At 70.1% G+C, this 23,529-nt stretch carries 12 protein-coding genes and 1 pseudogene; 4 read left to right on the forward strand and 9 right to left on the reverse strand.

Annotated features, from left to right (window positions below):
* The first annotated feature begins 39 nt into the window (after positions 1-39).
* The gene (locus KDH83_RS07420) at positions 40-987 is read left to right on the forward strand and encodes a LysR family transcriptional regulator (protein ID WP_212314011.1); all 948 of its coding nucleotides are present in this window, start codon (positions 40-42) and stop codon (positions 985-987) included.
* Positions 988-1,168: 181 nt separating this feature from the next.
* On the opposite strand, the gene KDH83_RS32845 is transcribed toward KDH83_RS07420, so the two are convergent.
* The 4 genes from KDH83_RS32845 to KDH83_RS07435 form a co-directional block, all read right to left on the reverse strand.
* Positions 1,169-1,297, reverse strand: a complete 129-nt coding sequence (locus KDH83_RS32845; RefSeq protein WP_006226408.1) for a hypothetical protein — start codon at positions 1,295-1,297, stop codon at positions 1,169-1,171.
* Between the two features lie 236 nt (positions 1,298-1,533).
* Entirely contained in the window at positions 1,534-2,451 is a 918-nt protein-coding gene (locus tag KDH83_RS07425; protein ID WP_212314013.1) for a sugar kinase, read from the reverse strand.
* Positions 2,444-3,094, reverse strand: a complete 651-nt coding sequence (locus KDH83_RS07430; protein ID WP_212314015.1) for a bifunctional 4-hydroxy-2-oxoglutarate aldolase/2-dehydro-3-deoxy-phosphogluconate aldolase — start codon at positions 3,092-3,094, stop codon at positions 2,444-2,446. The genes KDH83_RS07425 and KDH83_RS07430 overlap by 8 nt, the downstream gene beginning before the upstream one ends.
* Positions 3,095-3,131: 37 nt before the next feature.
* Entirely contained in the window at positions 3,132-3,929 is a 798-nt protein-coding gene (locus KDH83_RS07435) for an IclR family transcriptional regulator (protein ID WP_212314017.1), read from the reverse strand.
* Positions 3,930-4,306: 377 nt separating this feature from the next.
* Here KDH83_RS07435 and uvrA point away from each other — a divergent pair, with 377 nt between their 5' ends.
* The 3 genes from uvrA (at position 4,307) to KDH83_RS07450 (ending at position 11,927) form a co-directional block, all read left to right on the forward strand.
* Positions 4,307-10,078, forward strand: a complete 5,772-nt coding sequence (gene uvrA / locus KDH83_RS07440; protein ID WP_212314019.1) for an excinuclease ABC subunit UvrA — start codon at positions 4,307-4,309, stop codon at positions 10,076-10,078.
* Between the two features lie 6 nt (positions 10,079-10,084).
* Positions 10,085-11,221 (forward strand): aminodeoxychorismate synthase component I, encoded by a 1,137-nt coding sequence (locus KDH83_RS07445; RefSeq protein WP_212314021.1) that lies wholly within the window; start codon positions 10,085-10,087, stop codon positions 11,219-11,221.
* A gap of 73 nt (positions 11,222-11,294) precedes the next feature.
* Positions 11,295-11,927 carry an aminotransferase class IV family protein gene (locus KDH83_RS07450; protein ID WP_212314023.1) on the forward strand — a complete coding sequence of 211 codons (633 nt, stop codon included), beginning with the start codon at positions 11,295-11,297 and terminating at the stop codon, positions 11,925-11,927.
* 49 nt (positions 11,928-11,976) lie between these two features.
* On the opposite strand, the gene KDH83_RS07455 is transcribed toward KDH83_RS07450, so the two are convergent.
* The 5 genes and pseudogenes from KDH83_RS07455 to KDH83_RS07475 form a co-directional block, all read right to left on the reverse strand.
* Entirely contained in the window at positions 11,977-12,768 is a 792-nt protein-coding gene (locus KDH83_RS07455) for an efflux RND transporter periplasmic adaptor subunit (protein ID WP_212314025.1), read from the reverse strand.
* A gap of 12 nt (positions 12,769-12,780) precedes the next feature.
* A complete protein-coding gene (locus tag KDH83_RS07460; protein ID WP_212314027.1) occupies positions 12,781-14,763 on the reverse strand; it encodes a preprotein translocase subunit SecA in 1,983 nt (660 codons plus the stop codon).
* Positions 14,763-16,916, reverse strand: a complete 2,154-nt coding sequence (locus KDH83_RS07465) for a hypothetical protein (RefSeq protein ID WP_212314029.1) — start codon at positions 16,914-16,916, stop codon at positions 14,763-14,765. The genes KDH83_RS07460 and KDH83_RS07465 overlap by 1 nt, the downstream gene beginning before the upstream one ends.
* Before the next feature lie 10 nt (positions 16,917-16,926).
* The gene (locus KDH83_RS07470) at positions 16,927-18,750 is read right to left on the reverse strand and encodes an HlyD family secretion protein (protein ID WP_212314031.1); all 1,824 of its coding nucleotides are present in this window, start codon (positions 18,748-18,750) and stop codon (positions 16,927-16,929) included.
* Positions 18,743-23,529 (reverse strand): annotated as a pseudogene (locus tag KDH83_RS07475) (hypothetical protein); the annotation flags it as partial. The pseudogene KDH83_RS07475 and the gene KDH83_RS07470, both read right to left, overlap by 8 nt.

A 23,529-nucleotide genomic window follows, 5' to 3' on the forward strand; every position in this document is an offset into this window, starting at 1 on the left:
GGAGTGGCGTAAACTCGGGCGGCAAAAACCGGAACGCCCATGGAAGCCCCGACCGTCCAGCTCAACGACATCGCCCTGTTTGTGGAAGTTGCCAAGCGCAAGAGTTTCAGCCTGGCCGCGCGCGCGCTGGACATGCCCACGTCCACGCTGTCGCGCCGCATCAACGAGCTGGAGCGCGCCATCGGGCTGCGCCTGATCAACCGCAACACCCGCCGCCTGGACCTGACCGAGGCCGGCGCGGCCTACATGCGCCGCTGCCAGGGTCTGATCGACGAGGCCCGCCTGGCGCACGAACAGCTGCTGGCGCTGGCCGGCGGCCCGTCCGGCAACCTGCGCGTGTCCATGCCTTACAGCCTGGCGATCTGGCTGCTGCCCGAGATCATCAACGATTTCACCGAGCGCTATCCGGACATCGAATGCGAGTTCGACCTCAGCATGCTGACCGCCTCGGATACGCAGGGCACGCCCTTCGACGTCATGCTGCGCTTCGGCCGCAACTCCGACTACAACCTGCCGCCCACGGGCGAGCAGGGCAATGGCGGCCATAGCGGCGCCGTAGTACAGGAGCTGGTGCGGCTGGACAACTACCTGTATGCGTCCGACCGCTACCTGGAGCGCCATGGCGAACCGCTGGCGCCGCAGGACCTGAGCGGGCACCAGTGCCTGCGCACCACCATCGACGACGAGCATTCGCACTGGATGCTGCACAACGGCAGCATCAGCGAGATGGTGCCGGTCAGCGGCCACCTGGCCGCCAACAACATGAGCATCGCCGGCACGCTGGCCGGCCTGGACCTGGCCATCACCCGCATGCCGCATTGCCGCGCGCTCGATCCCATCATCAAGCGCAACTCGCTCAAGCGCCTGCTACCGGGCTGGTCGGTGGACCCGATCTCCATCTACGTCACCTACCCGTCCAGCATCCAGCCGGCCAAGACGCGGGCGTTCATGGATTTCATCCTGCCGATGCTGGGGCCGGCGCAGTAGCTGCCAAGAGCGTGCCCGCTTGCTGGCAGCGCGCCGTCAGCAAGCGCTTACCCTGAGCACTGCCCCCTGGCCGGATTGGCGCCGCAGAGCGCAGACGACAAAAAACCCGCGTGGCTCGCGCCAGGCGGGTTTTTTTAGATCAGGACGCGGGCCTTGTCGGCCCCGCGCCTCGCGTCAGGGCTTAGACGCGCTTGATCTTTTCCAGCATCTTGAAGACGCCCTTGGGCGACTTGACGAAGAGGCGCTTGAAGGCCTTGCCCAGGCAACGGCGTTCCAGGGTGTTGCGACGGACGCGCTTGCGTTCTGCCATGTTGATTCTCCTGCGTAGTAGGTTGGCGGGTAGCCGGATTTGCGGGTATCGGATTTGCGAATCAGGCTGCGGCAACCGCAATTGGTATCTACCAACTGGCACCCAGCCCATCGCCCGCACAACCCAGTCACCATCTAACGACAGGCTGGCGGAAAATTCGGATAACTTGGCATTTTAGCCTGAAATCCGGAAAACACGCCAACCGGCCCTAAAAGACTCCAAATCCTGAGCGGATCCTACAGTTTCGCCTGGACCTGCTCCGCGCTGGGCAGGGGATCGACCGCGCCATACCCCAGCGTGGACAGGGCCGCCGCCACATTGGCGTAGCGCACGGCGTCCTCCCAGGAATCGCCCTTGCAGCGGCGGGCCAGCAGGCTGCCGGCGAAGCAGTCGCCCGCGCCGGTGGCGTCGACCGCGTCCACCCGCAGCGCCGCCACCGGCTTGCGTCCGTGGCCGTCGTCGATGATGGAGCCGTCCTTGCCCAGCTTGAGCACCACCACCCCGGTGGCGCCGGCGTCGCGGATCCAGTCCAGCGTGCGTTCCGGGTCGTCGTTGCCGGTCAGGTGCTGCATGTCGTCCATGCTGGGCAGGAACAGGTCGGCCTGGCGCAGCGCCTCGCGCAGGATGGCGCGGGCGCGGTCCACCGGCCACAGGCGCAGCCGCAGGTTGGAATCCAGGCTGACCTGGGCGCCGGCGGCGTGGGCCCGCTCGATGGCCGCGAACACGGTATCGCAGGCCGAGGTGCTGATGGCCAGGCTGATGCCCGACACATGCAGGTAGCGGGCGCGCTCGATCAGCTGGCCCTTGAGGCTGGCCGGCGTCATGCGGCTGGCGGCGGAATCGCGCCGCAGGTAGCTGAAGGAATGGCCCTGCGGGCCGTGCTGCACGAAGTACAGGCCGGTGTGCGCGTCCGGGTCCACTTCCACGCCGGACGTGTCCACGCCCTCGGTCTTCCACAATTCCAGCAGCTGGGCGCCGAAGCTGTCCCCGCCCACCCGCGTCAGGTAAGCGCAGCGCGCGCCCTGGCGGGCGGCGGCGATGACGGCGTTGGAGGTGTCGCCGCCGAAGCCCTGCTGGTATTGCGGCTCGCCGGCGCGGGTCTGGTTGAGTTCGACCAGGGGTTCGCCCAGGGCGACGATATCGATATCAGGCATGGGCGGCCTCGCGGGTCTGGATGATCTGCTTCACCAGCGCGGCGGTGTCGCGCGCGGCGAAGGCGGCTTTGTCATAGAGATTGCTGCCGATGCCGACGATGCTGGCGCCGGCGGCGAAATAGGCGCCCATGTTGTCCACGGTCACGCCGCCCGTGGGGCAGAACACCGTGTCCGGGTAGACCGACTTGAGCGCGGCCAGGTGCTTGGGACCGCCGGTGTCGGCGGGGAAGATCTTCACCATGTCCACGCCCGCGCGCCGCGCGGCCAGCACCTCGGTGGGCGTGAAGGCGCCCAGCAGGCACAGCGCGCCGGCGGCATGGGCCATGTCCACGGCCTCGGTCGCCAGGGCCGGCGAGACCAGGAAGTCGGCGCCGGCCACCAGCGCCTCGCGCGCCTGGCTTTCGTCCAGCACGGTGCCCACGCCCAGCAGCAGCGCGTCGCCGTGCTTGTCGCGCAGCGCGCGCAGCAGGTCGGTCACGCCCGGGATGGTCCAGGTAAGTTCCAGCGTGGTGCAGCCGGCGGCCACCGCGACCTCGGCCGCATAGGCGGCGGCGGACGCGTCGGTATAGCGCAGCACGGGCACCACCCTGGCGGCCAGCAGGGCGGCCAGCTTGGAGGCGCGGGAATCGGCGGAGGCGTTCATGGGGTTCCTTTGGTGGGAGTTCGGACGGACGCGGCGCTCAGACGGCGCCGGAAGCCGCCGGCAGCATGGCGAGTTTGGCGGCGGCTGCATCGCGCAGCCGCAGCAGGGGATCGATATAGGCGGATTGCGGATCGTCGCGGCGGCGGAACAGCAGCGTGCTGACGCTGACGCCGGCCACCGGCCGGCCGCCCGCGTCGCGCAGCGCCACGCCGTAGCAGACGATGCCGGGCTCGTTTTCCTCGTCGTCGACGGCATAGCCGCGCGCGGCGGTCTCGGCCAGCGCGGCGCGCAGGGCCGGCAGGCTGGCCAGCGTGGACGGCATGCGCGCTTCCAGCGGCAGCCCGCCGAGCAGCCGTTCGCGCTCGGCCTCACCCAGCGCGGCAAGATAGGCCTTGCCCACGGCGCTGGAATGCAGGGCCACGCCCGCGCCCACGCGCGACACCATACGCACCGGGCCGGGGCTTTCCAGCTTGTCGATATAGACCATCTCGGTGCCGGCCGGCACCGCCAGGTGCACGGTCTCGCCGGTGGCGTCGCGCAGCGCCTGCAGCTCGGGCGCCAGCGCGGCGCGCAGGTCGAACTGGGACCAGGAGCGGCTGGCCAGCTGCAACAGGCGCGGCCCGAGACGATAGCCGCCGCCGCTTTCCATCAGCATGCCCTGCTCGGCCAGCGCGGCCAGGATCCGATAGACCGTGGGCCTGGGATAGCCGCAGGCGCGCGCCAGCGCCGCCGCGGTGGGCGGCTGCTGCGCGTCGGCCACGGCCTGCAGCACGGTCATGAACTTGGCGAACGCCGCGGCGCCCGCCACCTTGGTCTCCAGCAAGGAATTCCCCATCCGTTATCGGGTTACTAGTGTGCAGTCCCGCAGATACGCCCGCACGAAATCCACCCCTAGCCGCCATGGCGTCGTTGCAAATCCTCGTGATACCTACGGGTATCACTGCGGTTTGCGCCTAGCCCTGACGTCTATGGATGAATTTCGTCAGGCGGACGTACCTACGGGACAGCACACTAGCGTATGCCCAAGGCATGACGCACGATTTTCAGACGAATCTGCGATACTGTTTATTTGTACAGTTTGGCGCGGCATGCTGTCCATAATATAGACAACATGCTCACGATATAGGCAATTATTCCATATCGCCGCGCCCGGAACCAGCGGCGTCGAGGCCGCCCGGACCGGCCCATTCCTTCAGGCTACGATACCGCCCCATGAGCTCAGAAATCCGCATCGTTGGCGCACGCCAGAACAACCTCAAGAACCTGGACCTGACCATCGCCACGGGCGAACTCGTGGTCGTGACCGGGGTATCCGGCTCGGGCAAAAGCTCGCTGGCCTTCGACACCCTGTACGCCGAGGGCCAGCGCCGCTACGTGGAAACCTTCTCGCCCTATGCGCGCCAGTTCCTGGATCGCATGGACAAGCCGCAGGTGGACCGCATCGAAGGCATCCTGCCGGCCATCGCCATCGACCAGACCAATCCGGTGCGCAGCTCGCGCAGCACGGTCGGCACGATGACCGAGCTGAACGACCACCTGAAGCTGCTGTTCGCGCGCGGCGCGCGCCTGTTCTGCCGGGGTTGCGGCAAGCTGGTGCGGCGCGACACGCCCGATTCGATCTTCCACGCGCTGGCCGAACGCTCGGCCGCCGCCGGCGATCCGCGCCTGGTCGTGACCTTCCCGATCGCGGTGCCGGCCAACTTCCCCGAAGAAGAAGTCCGCGGCTTCCTGGAGCAACAGGGCTACCCCCGCGTGCACGCCGAGGAAAACGCCGTGCCGCGCGCCGCCGCGCCGGCGAAGAAGGGCAAGGAAAAAGGCAAGGCCGCCAAGGCCGGCGCCGAGGCCCGCCGCATCCTGCACGTGGTGCAGGACCGCTTCCGCTTTTCCAGCGCCGAGCGCGAGCGCGTGATGGAAGCGCTGGACACTGCGCTGCGCATGGGCGCCGGCCACCTGGCCGTGCACGTCATGGACGACGAGGGCCAGGACGCCCAGGTCTGGAAGTACAGCGACCGCCTGCACTGCGCCGACTGCGATATCGAATACACCGATCCGCTGCCCAGCAGCTTCTCGTTCAATTCGCCGCTGGGCGCCTGCGAATCCTGCCGTGGCTTCGGCCGCGTCATCGGCATCGACTTCGGCCTGGTGATCCCGGACGAAACCAAGACCCTGCTCGAAGGCGCCATCAAGCCCTGGACCACGCCGTCCTACAAGGAATGCCAGGACGACCTGCAGAAGTACGCGCCGCGCGCCGGCGTGCCGCTGGGCGTGCCCTGGAAGGACATGAAGCCCGAGCACAAGCACTGGGTGCTGCACGGCACGCCTGACTGGAAGGGCGGCAACGACGCCTGGAAGCACCAGTGGTACGGCGTGCAGCGCTTCTTCGACTGGCTCGAAACCAAGGCCTACAAGATGCACGTGCGCGTGCTGCTGTCCAAGTACCGCAGCTACACGCCCTGCCCCGCCTGCAATGGCGCGCGCCTGAAGCCGGACGCGCTGCTGTGGCGCCTGGGCACGAAGGAAGAAGCCGACGCCGTGCTGCCGCCCGACGATGGCCGCTACCGCCGCTTCATGCCGGTGGGCGCGAGCTGGACGCGCGAACAGCTGGACGCGCTGGACGGCCTGTCGGTGCATGACGTGATGCTGCTGCCGATCGAGCGCGTGCGCGTGTTCTTCGACAAGCTGTCCTTCACCGGCGCGCTGGACGCCGCCACCGACCTGCTCATGACCGAGGTGCGCGCGCGCCTGAAGTTCCTGTGCGACGTGGGCCTGGGCTACCTGACGCTGGACCGCCAGAGCCGCACGCTGTCCGGCGGCGAGGTGCAGCGCATCAACCTGACCACGGCGCTGGGCACCTCGCTGGTGAACACGCTGTTCGTGCTGGACGAGCCGTCCATCGGCCTGCACCCGCGCGACATGCACCGCGTGGTCGAGGTCATGCACCGGCTGCGCAACGCCGGCAACACGCTGGTGGTGGTCGAGCACGACCCGCAGGTCATGGTGGCCGCCGACCGCGTCATCGACATCGGCCCCGGCCCCGGCGAACGCGGCGGCCGCATCGTCTTCGACGGCACGCCCGCCGCGCTGCGCGCCGCGCCCACGCTGACCGGCGACTATCTCGGCAGTCGCCTGCGCGTCGAGGCGCCGCGCCCCATGCCGGTCGCGGCCAACACGCCGCGCCTGATCCTGGAAGGCGTCAGCGCCCACAACCTGAAGAACGTCTCGGTCGAGCTGCCGCTGGGCCGGCTGGTCTGCGTGACCGGCGTGTCCGGTTCGGGCAAATCGACGCTGGTGCAGGACGTGCTCTACCCCGCCCTGCTCAAGCAGAAGGGCAAGCCGACCGAGGCCCCCGGCGCCTTCCAGCGCCTGCTGGGCGCCGAGCAGATCGCCGACGTGGTCATGGTGGACCAGACCCCCATCGGCAAGACCGCCCGCTCCAACCCGGCCAGCTATGTCGGCGCCTTCGACGCGATCCGCAAGCTGTTCGCGCAGGCGCCGCTGGCGCGCGAGCGCGGCTACACCGCCGGCACCTTCAGCTTCAACGGCGGCGACGGCCGCTGCCCGACCTGCGGCGGCACCGGCTTCGAGCACGTGGAAATGCAGTTCCTGTCGGACGTCTATCTGCGCTGCCCCGACTGCGACGGCAAGCGCTTCCGCCCCGAGGTGCTGGAAGTGCGCGTCGAGCACCTGGGCAAGAGCGCGTCCATCGACGAAGTGCTGGAAATGACGGTCAGCGAGGCGCTGGACTTCTTCAAGGGCCTGCGCGACGTGCAGACCGGGCTGGCGCCGCTGGGCGACGTGGGCCTGGAATACGTGCGCCTGGGCCAGCCCGTGCCGACGCTATCCGGCGGCGAGGCGCAGCGCCTGAAGCTGGCCGGCCACCTGGCCGAGGCCGCGCGCAGCGGCATCTCCACCGCCAAGGTCGCCAAGAAGGGCAGCCTGTTCCTGTTCGACGAACCCACCACCGGCCTGCACTTCGACGACGTGGCGCGGCTGATGCGCGCCTTCCGCAAGCTGCTGGCCGCCGGCCACACGCTGCTGGTGATCGAGCACAACCTGGACGTGATCCGCGCGGCCGACTGGCTGATCGACCTGGGTCCCGAAGGCGGCGACGCCGGCGGCCTGGTGATCGGCACCGGCACGCCGCAGGACCTGATGGACAACCCCAAGTCGCATACCGGCGCGGCGCTGCGCGATTATGAAACCAGCATTCTGCCGACCCCGGTCGCTGATGTGGTCGTGTCCAGCGATATCGACGCGCAGGAAGCCGAACAAGCCGGCCTGAGCGCACGCATCGCCGAGCCGGACGCGCCCTATGGCGCCGGCGTAGGCACGCCGCTGCAATCGCTGATGCGCGCGCGCCGCCAAAGCGCCATGTCCATCGAGATCCGCAATGCGCGCGAGCACAACCTGAAGAACGTCAACGTCGAGATCCCGCGCGACAAGTTCACCGTGATCACCGGCGTGTCCGGCTCGGGCAAGTCCACACTGGCCTTCGACATCCTCTTCAACGAAGGCCAGCGCCGCTACCTGGAATCGCTCAATGCCTACGCCCGCGCCATCGTGCAGCCGGCCGGCAAGCCCGACGTGGACGCCATCTTCGGCATCCCGCCCACGGTCGCCATCGAGCAGCGCACCAGCCGCGGCGGACGCAAGTCCACCGTGGCCACGATGACCGAGATCCATCACTTCCTGCGCCTGCTCTACGTCAAGCTGGGCACGCAGTACTGCCCGGACTGCAACGTCGCCGTCGAGCCGCAGAACACCGACCAGATCGTGGCCCGCCTGCTGCGCGAGCGCAGGGGCGAGCACATCGGCCTCCTGGCCCCGCTGGTCACCGCGCGCAAGGGCTACTACACCGACCTGGCCAAGTGGGCCGGCGCGCGCGGCCATTCGCACCTGCGCGTCGACGGCGAATTCATCCCCGTGGCCCCGTGGCCGCGCCTGGACCGCTACAAGGAACACACCATCGAGCTGCCGGTGGCGGACGTGGTGGTCGATCCGGCCAACGAGGCCGAGCTGCGCGCCGCGGTCAAGAGCGCGCTGGAGAACGGCCAGGGCGTGATGTCCGTGGTCTGGCCGGTGAACAAGCTGCACGAGGCGCTGGACAGCGACCTGCAGCAACAGCACTTCTCGGTCAAGCGCGCCTGCCCGTCCTGCGGCATCAGCTTCCCCGAACCCGATCCGCGCCTGTTCTCGTACAACTCCAAGCACGGCTGGTGCACCGGCTGCTTCGGCACCGGCCTGCAACTGCAGGGCTTCGACGAGGAACAGACCGGCGAGGAAACCGCCTGGAACGCCTGGTACGAAGGCGAGGCCAAGGTCTGCACGCAGTGCGACGGCCAGCGCCTGAACCGCGTGGCCCGCGCCGTGCGCTGGCGCGACAAGTCGATCGCCGAGCTGGCCTCGCTGCCGGTATCGGACGCGCACACCTTCTTCACCGGGCTGGTGGCGCGCGGCCGCGAGGGCGAGATCGCCCGCGACATCCTCACCGAGATCCGCGGCCGCCTGAACTTCATGCAGGAAGTCGGCCTGAACTACCTGGCGCTGGACCGCGCCGCGCCCACGCTGTCCGGCGGCGAGGCGCAGCGCATCCGGCTGGCCGCGCAGCTGGGCTCGAACCTGCAGGGCGTGTGCTACGTGCTGGACGAGCCCACCATCGGCCTGCACCCGCGCGACAACCGCATCCTGCTGGACGCGCTGGCGCGGCTGGAAGGCAACGGCAACACGCTGGTGGTGGTCGAGCATGACGACGACACCATCCGCCGCGCCTCGCACATCATCGACATCGGCCCCGGCGCCGGCGTGCGCGGCGGCCGCGTGGTGGCCCAGGGCAGCGCCCAGGACCTGATCGACGCCCCCGAATCCGTCACCGGCCGCTACCTGGCCCAGCCGCTCAAGCACCCGCTGCAGGGCCGCCGCCCGGTCGAGGCCGACACGCCCATGATCCAGATCCGCGGCGCGCGCCTGCACAATCTGCGCCATGTCGACGCGCAGATCCCGGTGGGCCGGCTGAGCGTGGTGACGGGCGTGTCCGGCTCGGGCAAGTCCACGCTGGCGCGCGAAGTGCTGCTGGACAACCTGATGCAGGCCGTCTCGCAGGGCAAGGCGCCCGGCTGGGCCGGCTGCGACAGCATCACCGGCTGGGAAGCCATTGACCGCGTGCTGGAAGTGGACCAGACGCCCATCGGCAAGACGCCGCGCTCCTGCCCCGCCACCTACGTGGGCTTCTGGGACGACGTGCGCAAGCAGTTCGCCGATACGCGCGAAGCCCGCATGCGCGGCTGGACCTCGGCGCGCTTCTCGTTCAACACCGGCGACGGCCGCTGCCCGATCTGCGAGGGCCAGGGCATGCGCACCATCGAGATGAACTTCCTGCCGGACGTGAAGGTACCCTGCGACGCCTGCAACGGCGCGCGCTTCAACCAGGACACGCTGAGCGTGCAGATGCGCGGCAAGAACGCCGGCGAGCTGCTGTCCATGGAAGTGGACGACGCGATCGGCTACTTCGCCGCCCATCCCAAGATCCACCGACCGCTGCAACTGATGCAGGACGTGGGCCTGGGCTACCTGACGCTGGGCCAGCCCTCGCCCACGCTGTCCGGCGGCGAGGCGCAGCGCATCAAGCTGGTGACCGAGCTGTCCAAGGCCCGCCTGACCGACGGCCTGATCAAGACCGGCCGCGCCTCGCGCATCCCGCACACGCTGTACGTGCTGGACGAGCCGACGGTCGGCCTGTCGATGGCTGACGTGGAGAAACTGATCCACGTGCTGCACCGGCTGGTCGAGGCGGGCAACACCGTGGTCGTGATCGAGCACAACCTGGACGTGATCGCCGAGGCCGACTGGCTGCTGGACCTGGGCCCCGAGGGCGGCACCGGCGGCGGCCAGCTGGTCGCCCAGGGTTCGCCGGAACACGTGATGACCCTGAAGGACAAGTCCCACACCGGCCGCGTCCTGACGGAATTCCTGGCCCACCAGCAATAGGCAAGCATGCTTTGTCGCTTTGAAGACCGGCTGGCCGGCCGCGCCCTGCGGCTGGACGGTTTCCGCTCCCGCATCGAGGCGCGCGCCGCCGCCGAGGTCGGCCCGGCGCTGCAGGCCATCGAGGCCGAGCGCCGCCAGGGCCGCTGGGTCGCGCTGATGCTGGACTACGAGCTGGGCGAATGGCTGCTGCCCGAGGCCGCGCGGGCCGCGCCCGCCGGCCCCTGGACGCCGCCGGCCGACGACGGCCGGCCTCGGCTGCGCGCGCTGGTCTTCGACGGCAAGACCGACGAAGCGCCCTGGGACTCGCCCGGCCCGGACGCGCTCCCCGCCACGCTCACGCCCGCCGCGCCGCGCATGGCCGAGGCCGACTACCTGCGCCGCATCGACGAGATCCGCGACCTGATCGGCGCCGGCGAGCTGTACCAGGTCAACTACACCCAGCCGCTGGACCTGCGCCTGGCCGGCGACCCGGCCACGCTGTACCGCCGCATCGCCGCGCGCAATCCGGTGGCGCACGCCGCCTTCATCCAGGACGGCGAGCGCAGCGTGCTGTCCTTCTCGCCCGAACTGTTCATCCGGCGCGACGGCGAGCGCCTGACCACCCGACCCATGAAGGGCACGGCGCCGCGCCATCCCGACCGGACCGAGGACGAGCGCCTGGGCCGCGAGCTGCTGGCCAGCGAGAAGAACCGCGCCGAGAACCTGATGATCGTGGACCTGCTGCGCAACGACCTGGGCCGGCTGGCCGAGCCCGGCTCGGTGACGGTGGACGCGCTGTTCTCGCTGGAACGCTATCCCACGGTCTGGACCATGACGTCCACCGTCTCGGCGCGCGCCCCCCGCGCCTCGCTGGAAGACGTGCTGCGCGCGCTGTTCCCCTGTGGCTCCATCACCGGCGCGCCCAAGATCGCCGCCATGCGCCGCATCCGCCAGATGGAGATCGCGCCGCGCGGCCTGTACTGCGGCAGCATCGGCTGGCTGGCGCCGGACGGCGATTTCTCGCTGAACGTGGCGATCCGCACGCTGGTCGTGGACGCGGCCGGCACCAGCGTCTACGGCGTGGGCGGCGGCATCGTCCACGACTCCGACCCGGCCTCCGAATGGCAGGAATGCCACTGGAAAGCCCGCATTCTCAAGGGCTGAAGGCCCAAACCCCTCGGGCCGGTAGTAGGATAGAACGCGGCCCGCGCCCGTCCCCCTTCCCCAGGAGCGTCCCATGCAACCCGAACTGATCGAGACCATCCTGGTCGATGCCCAGCGCCGCATGCCGCTGCTGGCGCGGCACCTGAAGCGGCTGGAAGCCTCCTGCAAGGCGCTGGACTATGCCTGGGCCGGCCCCGCCGTCGAGGCCGACATCCTGGTCGCCGCCCTGGCCCTGTCCGCGCCCGGCCCGCACCGGCTGCGCCTGCTGGTGGCGCGCGACGGCGGCCGCAGCATCCAGACCGCCCCCCTGCCGCCGCTGCCGGCCGTGCAGGAAGTGATGCTGGCGCCCGAGGCGCTGCGTTCGTCCGAGCCGCTGCTGCGCTACAAGACCACCCACCGCCCCTGGTACACCAAGACCATCGAGTGGCTGCCGTCCCACCCGCACCTGTTCGACCTGCTCTACCTGAACGAGCGCGGCGAGCTGTGCGAAGGCAGCCGCAGCAATGTCTACCTGCGCCTGGGCGCGCACTGGTACACGCCGCCGGTCGATTGCGGCTGCCTGCCCGGCGTGCAGCGCGCCGAGCTGCTGGAAACCGGCCAGGCGAAGGAAAAGGTGCTGACCCTGGCCGACCTGCACGCGGCCGACGGGATCCGCCTGTCCAACGCCTTGCGCGGATGGATCGACGTGACGCTGCGCGCGGCCTGAGCCGCCAGGGCCGTTCCGCCCCGCCGGCCCGCCGCCGGCTGCCAAGCCCTCAGAACCGGATCGAGCAGCGTATCCCCGCCGGAATGGCGTTGCCCTTGTTCTCGACCTTGAGCAGCACGGTGAAGGTGCCGCTGGCGGCGTCCATCACCCTGTCGATGCGCCAGACCTTGGCCTGCAGCGGCTTGTCGCTGATGGCCGCGTTGACCGTGACCTGGGCGCCGGCATCGGCCTTGATCTGGCCGTACAGGCCGTCGGGCACGACCACCTTGACCACCAGCGGATCGATCTGCGCGAGCTTGACGATCTTGTTGTCGTTGATGCGGTCGCCGGGGCCGGCATAGCGCTCGGCCACCACGCCGTCGAACGGGCTCTTGATGCTGCGCTCGGCCAGGATGGCCTGCTGCAGGGCGACCTGCAACTGCGCCTGGCGACTGCGCGACGTCATCTCGTCGTAGTCGCCGGCGGGCAGCAGCTTGCGCTGGTACAGGTCGGCGTTGCGCTCCACCACGCGGCCCAGGTAGGCGGCCTCGGCGCGGCGCAGCTGCAGCGTGGCCTCGTCCACATTGGTGTTCAGCTCGGCCACCACCTGCCCCTTCCTGACCTCGTCGCCGCGCTGCACCAGCACCTTGTTCAGCACGCCGGCCGAAGGGCTGCCCAGCTCCGACACCTGGAACGGCTCGATCAGGCAGGCCATGGGATGGCCCAGGCTGTCCGCCGGCGCGCCCAAGCCGGTCAGCGGCGGCAAGGCGGCATCGGGCGGCAGGCCCTGGGCCTGCGCGGCGCAGGCCAGCGCGGCGGCGAGGCCCAGGCAGGCGGGACGGAATGCGGCGGGAATCTTCATCTTCGACGGACCTCAGTCTCCCTGTCCGGAGAACGACAGGGAATTTTCCAATTCTTCGTCCGCGGACACCATGCTGCGGCGTTCGCGGGCCAGTTTTCTTTCGGTGCGCGCCTGCGCGTGGCTCAGCCAGCGCGCCGCGACGGCGCGCCAGCCGGGGAATCTCATCGCCAGCAGCGCGTCCATCGGCCGCGCCCAGACGCTGTTCCTGACGCTGTCCAGCACGGCGTCCTCCAGCGACAGGATGGCCTCGGCATGGCCGGGATCGCCCTGGCGGCCGCTGCGGCCTTCGAGCTGGCGGTCGATGCGGGCGGACTCGTGCCGCTCGGTCAGGATGACGTGCAGGCCGCCCGCCTCGCGCGCGGCGTCCGACAGGGGAATGTCGGTACCGCGACCGGCCATGTTGGTGGCGATCATGATGCTGCCGATCTCGCCGGCGCGCCCGACCAGCGCGGCCTCGTCGGCGTCCTGCTTGGCGTTGAGCACGACCGCCGGCAGCGCCGCCTCGGCCAGCACCCTTGCCACCTCCTCCGACGCCGCCACCGAGCGCGTGCCGATGAGCACCGGCACGCCGCGAGCGTGCAGCGCGCGGCAGCGTTCGCGCACGGCCGCCCATTTGTCCGCCATGGTCCGGTGCACGCTGTCCGGCGCATGGAGCCGGCGCGACTTCCGATGCGTGGGAATGCGCACCACCGGCAGGTTGTAGACGCGGCCCAGCTCCGCCCGGATCTCGGCGGCCGTGCCCGTCATGCCGGCCAGCAGCAGGTAGTGCTTGAAGAAGCGCTGGTAGCTGATGCTCTTGAGCGTGGCGCGCGGATCGCTCAGCTCCAGGCCTTCCTTGTGCTCGATCATCTGGTGCAGGCCCTGGCCCCAGGAACGGTCGGGCATGACGCGCCCGGTGAACTCGTCCACCACCATGACCTTGCCGTCGCGCACAATGTACTGCTCGTCGAGCCGGTACAGGTGCAGCACGGTCAGCGCGCTCAGGATCAGCTCTTCGCGCCGGAACGGAATGCCCCAGGGCGCGGGCAGGGCGGCGCAGGCCTGGCGCAGGTGCTCGCGCCCGGACTCGGTGAGCGCGGCCCGCCGATGGTCCCGCTGGATCAGATAATGTTCCTCGCGCATGCCCGCCGCCAGTTCCATGGCCTGGGCAGTGACGGCGCCGCCGTCCTCTTCCTGCACGCCCGAGATGATGAGCGGCGTGCGCGCCTCGTCGACCAGCACGCTGTCGGCCTCGTCCACGATGGCGAAGCACAGGCCGCGCAGGAACAGCTCGCCGACGCGCCCGTCGCCGCCGCGCAACCGTTCCAGCCGCAGGCGGTCCTCGTCCTTGTCGTCGTCCAGCACGATCAGGTCGCGCAGATAGTCGAAGACCAGGGTCTTGTTCGAGCAGTACACGATGTCGGCCTGGTAGGCCCGGCGCCGCTCGGCCGGATCCATTTCCATGCTGACCCAGGCCACGCTCAGGCCCAGCGCCTGGTACAGCGGCGTCATGATCTGCGCGTCGCGCTCGACCAGATAATCGTTGGTGGTGATGACATGCACCGGCAGCCCGGCCAGCGCCGCCGTGGCGGCCGGCAGCGTGGCGGTCAGCGTCTTGCCCTCGCCGGTGTTCATCTCGGCCACCATGCCCTGCAGCATGGCCCAGCCGCCCAGCAGCTGCACATCGAAATGCGCCTTGCCCAGCGCCAGCCTGCCCGCCTGCCGCACCAGCGCGAAGGCGCGCGCGGCGCCGGCCTGGGTGATGCCGTTGCAGCGCAGGTCGAAGGCCACCTCGTCGGCGCGCGCGCGCACGCCAGCCAGATCCAGCTCGGCCAGCCGGCCGGCCTCGCGATGCACCTGCGCCAGGATGCGGCGGGTGCGCCACAGCGGCTGGCGCCGCTTGCGCGCCAGCCAGCGCAGCGCCGCCGTGCCCCAGGCCTCCAGCTTGTTGGCGTGCCGCTCGCTCTCCCTTTCGGGATAGAGCGGGTCGGGCGCGAGGGCGGCGAAGCTGTCCATTACAGTTTGAGTTGCCGCAGCACCATCTGGCGCACCGCATCGTAGGCCTGCAGCGCGATCGGCCGGGGCTCGTGGGAGAACTTCACATAGACGCGCGCGCCCACGTAGCCGCGCGGCGCGTCTGGCGGCAATTGCAGGTCCATGACGAACAGGTTCTCCGCCGACTTGGCCCGTCCTTCCTGCGACTTGCGCGGATCCACCCCGATGCTGCCGCCGCCCTGCAGGCTCAGCGCCATGCTGGGCAGTTCGTCGGTGGCCGACGGCACTTCGCGCAGGACGCGCGCCTCGAACACGCGGCCCGCGTCCTGCACCAGCCGCACGCGCACGCCTTCGAGCGAGCGATGGATCCGCTCCAGGCTGGACTGCGGCACCACCACGCGCACCGTCTCGGCCTCGGTCAGCACATAGCCCAGCAGCTCGCCGCGCTGGACGTAGCGGCCTGTCATGTCCTCGGGCTGGGCCGAGACGTAGCGGCCGGCGTGCCGGCTGCGCACCTGCTGCGACTGCACCTGTTCATCGACCGCGCGCTTCTCGGTCAGCAGGCTTTGCCATTGATGGCGCGTGATGGCGGCCTGCACCGGGTTCTGGGCATGGGCCTGCACGTAGCGCGCCTGGTACTCGTCGACCTGCGCGGCCAGCATGGCGTCGCGCCGCTGCAGTTCATCGTTCTCCAGCGCCAGCAGCGGCGCGCCCGCCGCCACGAGCGCGTCGTCCGCCGCCTGGCGCTCGCGCACGAAGCCGGCCACCGGCGCGCGCACCTGGGCCGACGGCGGCACCCAGACCACGCCCTCGGTATCGGTCGAGGACGGCATGGGCACGGCGCCCGCCAGTCCCGCCGCCGCCAGCACGCAGAGCGCGGTGATGGCATAGGAGCGTCCCCGGCGCGCCTGGATCTGCGGGTCGGTGAACAGCTGCCGCGCCAGCCGCCACAGCGGCATGACGATGGTGTTCAGAATGGCCCAGCAGGCCAGCAGGACACCGAAGAAAAAGAACTGCCCCGCCACCAGGAAGATGGCCAGGAACATGATGAACATGCGGTAGACGAAGGACAGCAGCGCGTAGCCCACGAACCACCACTGCTCGCCCCGGCTGGCGCGCGGCGCCTCGACGGCGGCCAGGCCCAGCACATAGCGCTTGAACAGGTAGCCCAGCCAGGCATTGGCGCGCTGCCCCAGGTTGGGAATCTCGATGGCGTCCGACAGCACGTAGTAGCCGTCATAGCGCAGCAGCGGATTGCCGTTCATGAAGAGCGTGGACACGCCGCACAGGATGATGACGTTATAGGCCACGGACCGGCCCAGGCCCGGCTCCAGCTGTGTCCAGGCGATCATGGCCAGCGCCGCCAGGAACAGCTCCACCAGGATGCCCGCCGCCCCCACCAGCATGCGCCAGCGCTTGTCGGCGAAGCCGGCCGCCGCCGACGCGTCCACGTAGGGAATGGGCACCAGCAGCAGGAACATCAGCCCGATCTCGTGGACCTCGCCGCCGCGCGCCTTGACCGCGCAGGCGTGACCCAGCTCGTGAACGGCCTTGACCAGCGGATACACCAGCGCCATGGCCAGCACGTTGCCGGCCGAGAACACCTGGTCCCAGACGTTGTGCGTCAGCGCCTTCCAGTGCATGGCGCCCAGCGAGGCGCCGTAGAGCACCACGGCCAGCCACAGCAGCCCGCCCACCCAGGTGAACAGCCAGCGGTAGTACGGCAGCGCGGCGCTCAGCCAGCGGTCGGGGTCGAGCAGCGGCAGCTTGAGCGCGCTGGGATTGCCGACGTACTGCTTGATCTTCTGCGCGCGCTGGCGCCGGCGGCGCTGCACCAGGTCGCGCACGTCCGGCGCGCGGTCGGTCATCAGCACGTCGGCGCGGTGCAGCTGGGACATCAGGCGGATGACTTCGTCCTGCGGCATGGCGTCGTCGTCCAGCTGGGCGCAGGCGGTCTCCCAGATCTGCTGCACGCTGCGGCGTCCGTCCATCAGGCTGATCAGCAGGTTGGCCTCGGGCGTGTAGCGGTGGAATTCGCCGTTGCTCTGGTCCTGCATCACGTACCAGACCTGCCCCCGATAGGTGTGGCGCTGGATGTGGATGTGCGAGCGCAGGCGCGGCCGCAGCGCGCTGACGCGGTGCCAGGAATTGCTGTAGAGGGCGGTGGCCGTCATGTTCCGCTTCCTACCCGAACCAGGCCCACCACTTCAGGCGCAGCCAGTCCATGAAGCCGTGGGTCCAGATCCAGGCGTAGCGGCGCTCGCCGATGTCGATGCGCCCCACCCCCTCCATGCCCGGACGCAGCGTGGCACTCTCGCCCGGCGTCAGGCTGGCCTCCAGGCGGAACACGGTCTTGCCTTCCTGGACCTGGGCCAGCGGCACGATGCGCGTGACCGTGAACGGGATCTGCCGGTCGGGCATGGCGGCCAGCGCCACCCTGCCGGTCTGCCCCACCGCCACGTCGTCGATCTGGCGGTCCTCCACGTCGAGCCACAGGCGGTAGCCGTCCAGCGGCGAGAGCTTGAACAGCTCCTGACCGCGCTTGACCGCCTCGCCCAGCTGCTGGCTCAGGTCGCCGCTGACCAGCACGCCGTCGAACGGCGCGCGCAGGCTGGAACGCTGGATCTGCTGCCGGTAGAACTGGATCTGGGCCATGGCCTGGCGCGCCTGCGCCTGGGCGATGGCGGCGGCGGCGCTGTCGCCGCGCGCCATGGCTTCCTCGCCCTGGCGACGGTACTGCACCTCCAGGTTGCCGGCGCGCAGCAGCTCCAGCTCGGTCTCGCGGGTATCCAGCACGGCCAGCACGTCGCCCTGCCTGACCTCGTCGCCGGCGCGGCGGGCGGCCTCGGCGATATAGCCCTCGAACGGCGCCGCGACCACGCGCTGCACCACGCCCTGCACGGTGGCGGACGCGCCGACGCGGTAGGGGCCGTGCGCCAGCGCGGCGAACAGGACCAACGCCGCCACCGCCAGCACCAGCAGCTTGCGGCCGATGTAGCGCGCGCCGAACAAGCGGCCCGCTTCGCGCAGCAGCGCATCGCGGCCCTTGCGCCACAAGGGCCGTTCCTGGCGCAGCCGCTGGTACAGCACCCGGCCCGCCAGCAGCGCCACGCTCTGGCACAGCTCGATGTCCTGGCGGTCGAAACCGCGCCCGTCCGGCCGCTCGAACAGCAGGGCGCCGCGCGCCTCGGCGTCGGGCGCGAAGGGCACGGTCAGCACGTGGCGGTTGCCGAACTCGCGCGCCAGCTTGTGGTGGGCGCGCAGCTGGATGGTGCGGCCCTCGTCCAGGGGCAGGCAGAGCGTGGTGTTCTGGTCCACGGCCTCGTCCATGGCCTCGGCCACCGCCTGCACCAGGTTCATGTTCTGCACCAGGCGGCTGCTGTGCGACAGCGCCTGCACCTTGATGCGCCCGTCCTGGCGAAAGCCGATGCTCACGCGGTCGCATTCCATGCGGGTCGCCAGGTCGGTCACCAGCGTCAGCGCCACGTCCTTGAAGCGGCCTTCCTTCAAGGCGCGCGCGACGCTGTTGACCACGTACATCAGCCGCTCGATGGTCAGCGCGCTGTCGCTGCGCTCGCCCTGCAGCAGCCAGGCCTCCAGCACGCCCGCCCCCCAGCGCAGGGCCTGCACCACGGGCTCGGGCGGCTGCGGCGCGGTCTCGAAGGCGGCCACGCCATGCAGGCGGCCGCCCAGCACGATGGGATAGGCCACGGTCAGCGCGCGGCCGTCGGCGGCCACGGCCGTCTCGCGACCCTGCAGGCAGTCGTCCACCAGGTTGTAGAAGCCCGGCCCGGGACGACTGCCGGCGGGCGTGGCGGCCGCCACCTCGAACGGCCCGGTGTCCGGCTCGCCCAGGATCAGCGCGCCATGGCGCAGGTCCGCGAGCTGGCTGGCCTGCAGGGCCACCCAGGCTTGCAGGAACGCCTGCCGGTCGGCGCTGGAAGACAGCGCCGACCACCAGGCCAGGTCCGCGCGCTTCACCTGCGCGGCGACGATCGGATCATTCATCCTCGCTCAGGGCCTGCGCTTCCTCCAGCGGCATGTCCTGGCGGATCATGCGCACTCCGGTCTTGCGGCGGGCCTTGTTCTCCCATGTATTGGTTTTGGAATTGAACACCACCGAGCCGGTCGCGCCCAGCGCGCCGGACAGGCCCAGCACGCCCACGCCAGCCGCCAGGGCCGCGCGCTCGTCAGGCTCCCGATCCGGCTCGGCGTACGGCTGGGGCGCCGCCTCGCCGGCGGACGCCTGCGGACGCGGATCCTGCTCCCGCCCGCCGGCCTGCGGCTCTTGCTGCTGCTCCTCCTGCTCCTGACGCGCGCCGTCCCCCGGCGATTCCGTCCCGGCCGCGCCGGACGGCGCCATGCTCCGGCCTCCGTCCGACGCACCAGCGCCGCCACGCATGCTGACTTCGCCATGCGTGGCATCGCCGGCAGCATAGATCGAAATGCCGCCGTCGTGGCGTTCGATGACGATATCCGGACGCTCCGGCGCCACGCTGACGCGGCCGCCATCCTGCGCGGCGTGGCCGGCGGACAGGAAGGCCACGCTGCGTTGCGTCCAGGCGCGCTCGAAGACCGGATGCGGCGCATGCCCCAGCGTGCCGGGCCAGGAATACAGCGCTTCCAGCGAGCGGGTGATCAGGTCGGGCGAGTTGCCGCCCGGGCCGAAGCGCGTCAGGTTGACGATGCGGCTGCCGGATTGATCGAAGTAGATGGCCGCGAAATCGCCCACCATCACGTCCTTGGAGAAGCTGCCCCGGAACATGTCGGAACCGCTGCCGCCCAGCATGAAATTGCCGCCGGTGCCCGCCAGCAGGATGTCGTTGCCGCCGTAGGCGATGTCCAGCGTCTCGGCGACGCTGAAGCGATCGTTGACGAAGGTCACCCTGCCGTTGTCGCCGAACATGACGTTGGATCCGGCGCCGCTTTCCAGCACGTCGTTGCCGACGCCGCCGATCATCACGCCTTCGCCATTGTTGTAGAGCGAATTGTTGCCCCCCTGCGATGGGAAGGTGGAGGCGAAGGACAGGATGCGCCCCGCCGCCGTGTACAGCGCCTGCGCCGCGTTGCCGGCCATCAGGTTGAAGCCGCCGGCCGCCCGGATGCTGTCGTCGCCCATGCCGCCGAACAGCACGTTGCGCCCGCTGCCGACCGAGATGGCATTGCTGCCCGTCGCCGCCACATTGATGGTTTCCAGCGCGAGCAGGCCGGCGCCCGCCAGGTAACGGGCCTCGCCGCCCGGCGCGGCGGGATCGATGAAATCGCCCCGGTCGCGCAGGTAGTTGACCGGCGTCACCGTCACGATGCGGCCGAAGTTGGCGAACACGATGTTGTTGCCGTCGCCCGCGGTGATGGTGTTGCCGCCCCCGGCCAGCCGGTCCGCCGCTGCGCCCACCGCCTGTCCGGCGGCCTGGTCCGGACTCAGCACCAGCGTCAGCGCGTACAGCGAACGCAGGTCCGGCGAACTGCGCATGTCCATGGGCGCCCCCAGGTCGATGTTCAGGCCGGCGTTGCCGAACACGATGTTGTTGCCGTGGCCGGCGTGGATCGTGTTGTTGCCGCCGCCGCCGGCGATCAGGTCGTTGCCCGAGCCGCCGTAGATCAGGTCGTCGCCGGCGCCGCCGTACAGGATCACGCCCTGGGTCGCCCCGCGCGCGTCCAGCACGTTGTTGCCCGCCCGGCCAAAGGCCAGCGCCTGGCCCGCCACCCGGTGGCCCGGCGTGGCGGTGTAGTAGCGGTCGTCCTGGCTGGTGGAGCCGAACAGCAGCACCGGCCGGCTGGCGCCGCCCACGGTATCGCCCTGGACCACCAGCGTGTTGTTGCCGCCGCCGCCCTGCACCAGGGTCACGGTGCCCACGGGCGCATGGCGCACGGTGTAGGTATCGTCGCCCTGGCCCAGCATGGTGTTGACCGACTGCACGCCGTGGAAGACGATGCCGCGGTCATAGCCATGGACGCCGGCTTCGCTGGCCTGGAAGATGCTGCCCGCCGCCGCGCCCACGCCCGGCGTCATGCCCAGCCCGGTGATGCGGCCGAAGTCGCCCGCCTGCGGGTTGTTGTACAGCCGGCCCAGGCCGCTCAGCTGCCCGGCCATGTCCTGCATGCCCACCTGGCCGGCGAGCGTGCCGTCGTCGAACAGGCGGATGCGGTTGTTGGCCGCCGCCGTCGGCGCCTGGCCGGTGTTGCGCGCGCCCAGCGGCGCGTCGGTTTCCCCGGGCAGGCCCACGCCGGCGCGCAGCGCGCCGTCGTAGTCCGGCTTGTCCAGCGCGCCGCCCTCGATCAGCAGGCTGCCCTGGATGCCGGACACGTCATGCGGCTGGTCCGGATAGTTGGCATAGCTCACGCCCGTGACCGGGTCCACGACGATCGCCGGCTGGTCGGTGGCGCGCGGCGCGCGCACCTTGCCCGGATCGTTGGGCGGTCCGGCGTGGCCCGGATCGGCCACCGGCACGACGATGGACGGCAGGGCCACATCGTGCATGCCGGGCAGCGTGGTGAACAGCGTGGCCGACAGCCGCAGGTCGCGGCCAGCCAGGCTCACCGGCGGCAGGCCGATGCCCGGGCCGTCCTCCAGCTTGACCAGCACCTGCCGGGTCGTATCCCAGCCCTGCCCGCCGGCGCCATTGGCGTCGAACGCCAGCACCACGCTTTCATGCCAGGTCTGGCCGCCGTCGGTCGACAGCAGCAGGCCACGGCCCTGCAGGCCCTGGCGCACGGCCGCCAGCCCATCGGCGGCGGACAGGCCCGTGCCTTGCGCCAGCGAGCCGTAGAGCGCGGACGCCAGCATGGCGCTGGTCAGCGACACATAGGCCTGGCCGCTGGCCGGACGCGGCAGGATGCCCGTGTCCAGGTTCACCGACAGCGCCAGCGGCGCGCCGCCGCCGTTGAGCGCGCCCGGCTGGGCGGTGACGACGACCGGCTGCTTGCCATCCAGCACGCCGCGCGAGCCGTCCCGGCCGCTGACGATGGTATTGCCCGCCACATCGCCCGACAGGTCGAAGGTATTGCTGCCGCTGCCGCCGATCAGGGTGGTGATCACGTTGCTGCGGGTGGACAGCACATAGATGTGATCGTTGCCTTCGCGCGCGTCCAGGTTCACCCGCTGGATGTTCTGGTAGCGGGTGTTCAGCCCCGCGCCGCGCAGGCCTTCCTGCGTCAGCGCGAAGGCATCGTCCTCCTCCGTGCCCAGCGTGGTGTAGGTGTTCACGCCCGCGCCGCCATCGATGGACAGTTCGCCGTTGACCACGTAGCCGCGCGCGCCGCCGGCCTGCGCCTGATCCTGCTTGAAGGCGTAGACCATGAAGGCGTCGTCGCGCTTGCCGCCATGCAGCGCCAGCGGCGCGGCATTGCTGTAGACGCGGAACACGTTGACGCTGTTCTCGGCGCCGTAGATCGTCATGCCATGGCTGTTGCCGCGCGACAGATAGCCCTGCGTGGTACGCACGGTATCGATCCGGTCGCCCGCCGCCACGCTGGGCGGCAGCCGGTCCAGCCCGTACAGCTGGCCGATCTGGAACTCGTTGCGCTTGGCCGGATCGCTGCCACGGCCGCCGTCGATGACGACCTGCGTGCCGGTGTCGTCGATGTAGAAGCGATTGCCGCCGTCCACCGCGTTCAGGCGCAGCCCGCCCGTGCTGGTGCGGTCATAGTTCACGCGCTGCACCGCATCGGCGTAGCCCGCGCCCTGCGGCGTCAGCTTGGCCAGATAGCCGGCGCGCAGCAGGAAGGTCTCGTCCTGCGCGGTGCCATTGATGGTCAGCTGGTTGACGCCCGCCAGGTTCTCGCGGCCCTGTCCGTCGGAATGATGGACATTGATCAACACGGAGGTCAGCGCCTCGGCCAGATTGACGATGACGCGGTTGGAGCCCGCGCCGCCGTCGACGTCGACGCGATCGACCTGGCCGGGAACGGTCTGCCGGCTGGTCAGCGACGGCAGCTGGTCCAGCACGATGAGGTCGTTGCCCGCTCCCCCGGAAATCGACACGCCGCCCGCCAGCGCCCGCGCCGACAGATAGATGTAGTCGTCGCCATCGCCGCCCAGCACCGTCGCCCCAGCCCCCAGCAGGATCCGGGACATCCAGATCTTGTCGTCGCCGGCGCCGGATTCGACGTGCAAACGGCCCAGGAAGTCCGCCATCGACAGGCTGATGAGATCCTGGCCCTTGCCGGTCAGGATCGTCGTCGCGCCATGCTGGACGGTCTCGGACAGCAGCACGCGGTTGTCGCCGTCGCCTGCGTCGATCCGCAGCATGCCCTGGCCGACTGTCCGGGTCAGCGTGATCTGGTCGGCGTCCCTGCCGGTGGTGATGGACGTATCGCCGCCCATCGTGACCGTGTCCAGCGCGACGACATTGGCGCCGTCTCCGGCGTTGATCGTCAGGCCGCCGGTCAGGCCGCTGTTGAGCAGCGTGATCTGGTCCGCGTCCTTGCCGCTCGTGATGGACGTTCCGCCGCCCACGGTCGTGGTGTCCAGCTTGACGATGTTGCCACCGTCGCCGGCGTTGATCGTCAGACCGCCGGTCAGGCCACTGTTGACCAGCGTGATCTGGTCGGCGTCCTTGCCGGTCGCGATGTGCGTGTCGCCGCCTACCGTCACGGTATCCAGCTTGACGACGTTGCCGCCATCGCCGGCGTCAATCGTCAGGCCGCCGGCCAGGCCGCTGTTGAGCAGCGTGATCTGGTCCGCGTCCTTGCCGGTCGTGATGTGCGTGTCGCCGCCCACCGTCACCGTCTCCAGCTTGACGACGTTGCCGCCATCGCCGGCGTCAATCGTCAGGCCGCCGGCCA

Source organism: Achromobacter sp. Marseille-Q0513, assembly GCF_018195695.1.
In the GTDB taxonomy this organism is placed as follows: domain Bacteria; phylum Pseudomonadota; class Gammaproteobacteria; order Burkholderiales; family Burkholderiaceae_B; genus Achromobacter.